General features: G+C 64.7%; 5 protein-coding genes. 1 reads left to right on the plus strand and 4 read right to left on the minus strand.

Translation table 11 applies throughout. The annotated features are described in order from the left end of the window. The coding region (locus tag IBX54_RS12600; protein ID WP_296543002.1) for a tripartite tricarboxylate transporter substrate binding protein at positions 1-378 on the plus strand (378 nt) is incomplete at its 5' end. A 170-nt stretch (positions 379-548) separates the two neighbouring features. On the opposite strand, the gene hemH is transcribed toward IBX54_RS12600, so the two are convergent. Genes hemH through hpnC form a run of 4 tightly spaced genes read right to left on the minus strand, consistent with a single transcriptional unit; the run spans position 549 to position 4,757 of the window. Further along, positions 549-1,655: a ferrochelatase gene (gene hemH, locus IBX54_RS12605; RefSeq protein WP_296543003.1), complete on the minus strand. Its 1,107-nt coding sequence runs from the start codon at positions 1,653-1,655 to the stop codon at positions 549-551. 55 nt (positions 1,656-1,710) lie between these two features. Then, entirely contained in the window at positions 1,711-3,006 is a 1,296-nt protein-coding gene (gene hpnE / locus IBX54_RS12610) for a hydroxysqualene dehydroxylase HpnE (RefSeq protein ID WP_296543004.1), read from the minus strand. Further along, entirely contained in the window at positions 3,003-3,842 is an 840-nt protein-coding gene (gene hpnD / locus IBX54_RS12615) for a presqualene diphosphate synthase HpnD (protein ID WP_296543005.1), read from the minus strand. The genes hpnE and hpnD overlap by 4 nt, the downstream gene beginning before the upstream one ends. 45 nt (positions 3,843-3,887) lie before the next feature. Beyond that, on the minus strand, positions 3,888-4,757 hold the full coding sequence (gene hpnC / locus IBX54_RS12620) for a squalene synthase HpnC (RefSeq protein ID WP_296543006.1): 870 nt from the start codon (positions 4,755-4,757) through the stop codon (positions 3,888-3,890). Between the last annotated feature and the right edge of the window lie 179 nt (positions 4,758-4,936).

Below are 4,936 nucleotides of genomic sequence, written 5' to 3' on the forward strand. Positions count from 1 at the left end.
CTGGGCGGCAGTGGTTATAGCGAGTTTGCGCCTTACATCGAGGCCGGCAAAATGCGCGCCGTGGCGGTCACCTCCCGGCAGCGCCTGCCTGGTCTGGCGTCTGTGCCCACGCTCACCGAGCTGGGTCTGCCGGTTGAAATTGACAACTGGCGCGGCGTCTATGGCGCGCCGGGCATCAGCCAAGCGCAGCGCGAAGCCCTGATCGACAAGGTAGTCCGGGCCACCGAGTCGCAGACCTGGATGCAGGCGCTGGTCAAAAACCGCTGGACGCCGGCGCTGCTCAGTGGCGAGACATTTGGTCAATTTGTCAGTGATGACCTGACCACGCTGCGCGCCACCCTGCTCAAGTCAGGCTTGATCCAGGGACACTCTGCATAACTCCCTGCGATTTGTGGCAGCACGGCCTCGGGCGGTCTGCGGCGTTGCATTTTTTGCCAATAGCTGCGGCTATTGGCTGCAAAACGGCGCCTTGCATCCCATCCCGATCCGCACTACCACACTTTCACCAGAGTTATGCAGAGTGTCCCCCGGACGCGCGCCTTGTGCTTTTATTGCCTGGCGCCCAGCGCCAACGCAGCCGCTCTGGAGGCAGCCAAAGCAGCCGCATCGGGCGGTGCCTGGGTCGGCCAGCCCTGCAGATGTTGCTCGGTGATGTCGCACAGTGCGGTGATCCAGGCCGGGTCGTCGTTGAGGCAGGCAATGTAATGAAACTCTTTGCCGCCGGCGTGCAGGAACGCCTCGCGCGCCTCCATGTTGATTTCTTCCAGCGTTTCCAGGCAGTCGCTGGTGAAGGCCGGGCACACCACATCGACGCGCTTGACACCGGCTTTGCCCATCTCGATCAGCGTCGGCTCGGTGTAAGGCTCCAGCCATTTGGCACGGCCCAGACGCGACTGAAAGCTCACCTTGTACTGGTCTTTTGACAGGCCCAGCTGCTCGGCCAGCAGGCGCGCGGTTTTGAAGCATTCGCAGTGGTAGGGGTCGCCCAGGTGCAGCGTGCGCTCGGGCACGCCGTGAAAACTCATCAGCAGCACATCAGGGCGGCCGTTGGCCTGCCAATGCTGTTGCACCCGGCCGGCCAGGGCGGCAATGTAGCGGGCATCGTCGTGGTAATGGTTGATGAAGCGCAGCTCCGGAATGTTGCGCACCTTGCCAGCCCAGTCGTAAACCGCATCGAACAGGCTGGCCGTGGTGGTGGCCGAGTACTGCGGATAGGCCGGCACAATCAGCACGCGCGTGGTGCCCTCGGCCTTGAGCTGGTCGAGCTGCGACGCGATCGACGTGCTGCCATAACGCATGGCGTAGCGCACCTGCACATGGTGGCCGCGCTGGCCCAACCAGCCATGCAGCATCCTGGCTTGCTTTTCGGTCCATATCTTGAGCGGTGAGCCTTCAGGCAGCCAGACACTGGCGTATTTGGCGCCCGATTTGGCCGGTCGGATGCGCAGAATGACGCCGTGCAGAATCAATAGCCAGAGCAGGCGCGGCACCTCGACCACGCGCGGGTCGCCCAGGAACTCGCTTAAAAAACGCCGTACATCGGGCGTGCCGGGGGAATCGGGCGTGCCCAGGTTGCAGTACAGCACGGCGGTGCGCGGGGTTTGGCCGTGTTGAAACGGTGGCTCTTTGGCGAAGGGGGAGGTGAGAAGATTCATGGCGCTATTTTCACTGAGTTGGGGGGCTCGACGCCGCACGGGGCTTTTGAAGCTGTCACAGCAAGGCCACCGCAGCGCAGCCGCTGCGCACGGCGCCTTCCAGCGTGGCCGGGTAGGGGCCGGCCACATAGTCGCCGCAGGCCAGCAGGCCCGGCGCAATGGCGATGGGTGGGCGTTGCAGGCCGGGGGTGCAGGCAAAGGTGGCGCGTTTTTCCACCAGCGTCTGCACCGGTTGCAAGGCCAGACCAAGCTGCGCCTGGGCCTGCGCCAGCACCAGCGCTTGCAAATGGGTGCGTTCGCCCCGGGCCGCACTGACCACAAAGGCCAGCAAACCTTTTGGGCCGCCCAGCTGGCCCCGGTCAAAGACAAACTGGGCCGGCTGCTGCGCGTTGCTGCGCAAGGCCAGCATGGCTTGCGGCAAACTGGCTTGCGGCGCCCAGGCATAGACCGTGGCAATGGCTTCATGCTGCAGGGCATGGGTGGTATCGAGCCAATGCTGCATCGTGTCCGGGATAGACCGGGGGGCGTCCTGGGCGCTGGCGCTGATGACTTGCGCTGCATGGGCCGCCGAGGTGGCCAGCAGCACGGTGTCAAACAGCTCTTGCTGGACAAGCCATCGCTGGCCGTGCGTTTGCAGCGATTGAACCCGCTGGCCCAGCCTGAGCTGGCCGCCGCGCTCAAGCACCCAGCTTGCGGCGGCGTCTGGAAACAAGGCGCTCAGGTCCACTTGTGGCAGCAGCAGGCGCGAGCCGCCCGGCACGCCAAACAGGGCGTCGCGCATGACGCGCAAAAACACCTGGGCGCTGGCTTGCGCGGGCGGTGTGTTGAGCGCCGAGACACACAGGGGTTCGATCAGCTCAGCTTTGATTCTGGGTGCCAGACTGCGGCACAAATCGGCCACGGAGAGGGTGTCTGCGCAGCTGAATTCCTGACGTTTCCAGCCCAGCGCCGCACGCAGCAACGCCCATTTGTCGCCCGCCGACCAGCCGCGGGCTTGCAGGATGCCGCCCAGCGCGTCCAGCGGCGTTGGCCACGCGGCAAATTTCAGGCCCAGGCCATCCGGGAATTGCAGCGTCATGGGGAGATCGAGCAGCGCGTCTTCGGGCGCAATGCCCACCAGGCGCAGCAAAGCCAGCGTGTCGGTGTAGGCACCAATCAGGATGTGCTGGCCGTTGTCGAGCCGCAGCGGCGTACCATCGGGCAGGGTCTGGGTGGTGCTGCTGGTGACGACCCTGGCGCGGCCGCCGAGGGCGTGGGCGGCTTCAAAAACCGAGACCTGATGGCCGGCTTGGGTGGCCTTGACGGCTGCTGCCATGCCGGCCCAGCCGGCGCCGATGATGGCAACTTTCAAATGCGCCCCAGCGCCTGCACCTTCCAGGCCAGCCAAAGCTTGCGCAGCGGTGTCAGGCTGATGCGCTGGTGCAGCACGGCAAAGTTCTCAAGCGCGATCTCGGCGAGCAGGGCACGGTAAATGCTGGCCATCATCAGGCCGGGTTTTTGCGTGCGGCAGTCGGCGCCGGGCAGCAGCGCCAGCGCCTGGTCGTACAGGCCCTGGGCGCGCTCGGCCTGAAATTGCATCAGCGCGGTGAAGCGCTCGGAGTAAGTGCCATCCAGAATTTCCTGGGCCGTCACGCCGAACTGCTTCAAGTCATTGACCGGCAGGTAGATACGCCCGCGCCGCGCGTCTTCACCGACGTCACGGATGATGTTGGTGAGCTGCAGCGCCTGCCCCAGCGCGTGCGCGTAGTCGGTGGTTTGCGCCTCTGTCTGGCCAAAAATCTGCGCTGCCACCTCGCCCACCACACCGGCCACCAAGTGGCAGTAGCTTTGCAAGCCGGCGTAGTCCAGGTAGCGGGTCTGGTTCAGGTCCATCTGGCAGCCCTCGATGACGGACTGCAGCTGGCGCTCCTCGATCCGGTAGTCGGCCGCCAGCGGCATCAGCGCCTGCAGCACCGGGTGGCTGGGCGTGCCGGCAAAGGCCTGCGCCACCTCGGTGCGCCACCATTGCAGTTTGCTGGCGGCCACGCTGGGGTCCACCATGTTGTCCACTACATCGTCCACCTCGCGGCAGAAGGCGTAAAACGCGGTGATGGCGGCGCGCTTGGGCGCGGGCAAAAACAAAAAAGCGTAATAAAAACTACTGCCAGAGGCGGCGGCTTTTTGCTGGACGTAGTCTTGGGGGGTCATGGGCGGTTTCAAGGGTTGCGCCCGAGTTTAAACAGGTCTTGTGACTCACCGCACCCACAGTGCCCGCCAAAGCATCACAGGCACATCCCAGGCGGTGAGTTTGGGGCGGGTGCGCCAGGTGGCGAAGTTGAGCGCCTCGATCTTGTCCAGAATGCGCAGACCGCCTTGCACCACCAGGCGCAGTTCCCAACCCGCCCGGCCCGGAATGCGCCGTGCCAGCGGCGCGCCGGCTTGCATCAGCGCGCGGGCTTGCGCTGCATAGGCGGTGATCAGCTGCCTTGCATTGTCACTTTGGCTACCCGGTTGCAGGTCAGCGTCCTGCACACCATGTTTTGCCATGGCTTGCTGCGATGGGTACCAGCGCCCGCGCGGCACGTCGGTTGACACGTCCTGCCAGAAATTGATGAGCTGCAGGGCGCTGCAAATCTGGTCGCTTTGCGTGAGCGACAGTGCATCGCTGATGCCATACAGGTGCAGCAGCAGGCGCCCCACCGGGTTGGCCGAGCGCGTGCAGTAGTCGAGCAGCTCGGCATCATCGTGGTAGCGGCGCTGCGCTGCGGTGTAACGCACGTCCTGGGCAAAGGCATCGAGCAGGTCGGCCAGCAGCGGCACGGGCAGGCCGAAAACGCGCAGCACCTCACGCAGCGGGTCGAACACCAGTGGCCACTGGCCGCTGTGCGCCTGGCCGCTGGCAATGGCCAGCAGGTCGGCCCGGTACTGCGCCAGTGCGTCCAGCCGTTGCGCGGCGCTGGCATCACCTTCGTCGGCCAGGTCGTCGGCTGTGCGGGCAAAGTGGTAGATGGCGGCAACGGCCGCTCGCAAGTGCGGCGGGCACAGCAGGGATGCCACCGGAAAATTTTCGTAATGGCTGACTGGCTGAATTGCGGCAGTGAGGCTGACTTGAGAAGCTTTCATCTGGATGGGCCTGTCAGCGCCGTTGGCTGAAATGAAGGTGAAAAACCGCGTCATGGCAAGCTCGCCGTATTCGGCCAGGCACCGCACGCGGACCTTGAACAAGTAAGCCGTCACTGCGAGCCGTCCGAATCAGGCCCGATACCGCACACGGACCTTGAACAGAGACCTCGTCATCGCGA

It is taken from the genome of Rhodoferax sp. (assembly GCF_014859475.1).
Taxonomy (GTDB): domain Bacteria; phylum Pseudomonadota; class Gammaproteobacteria; order Burkholderiales; family Burkholderiaceae_C; genus Rhodoferax.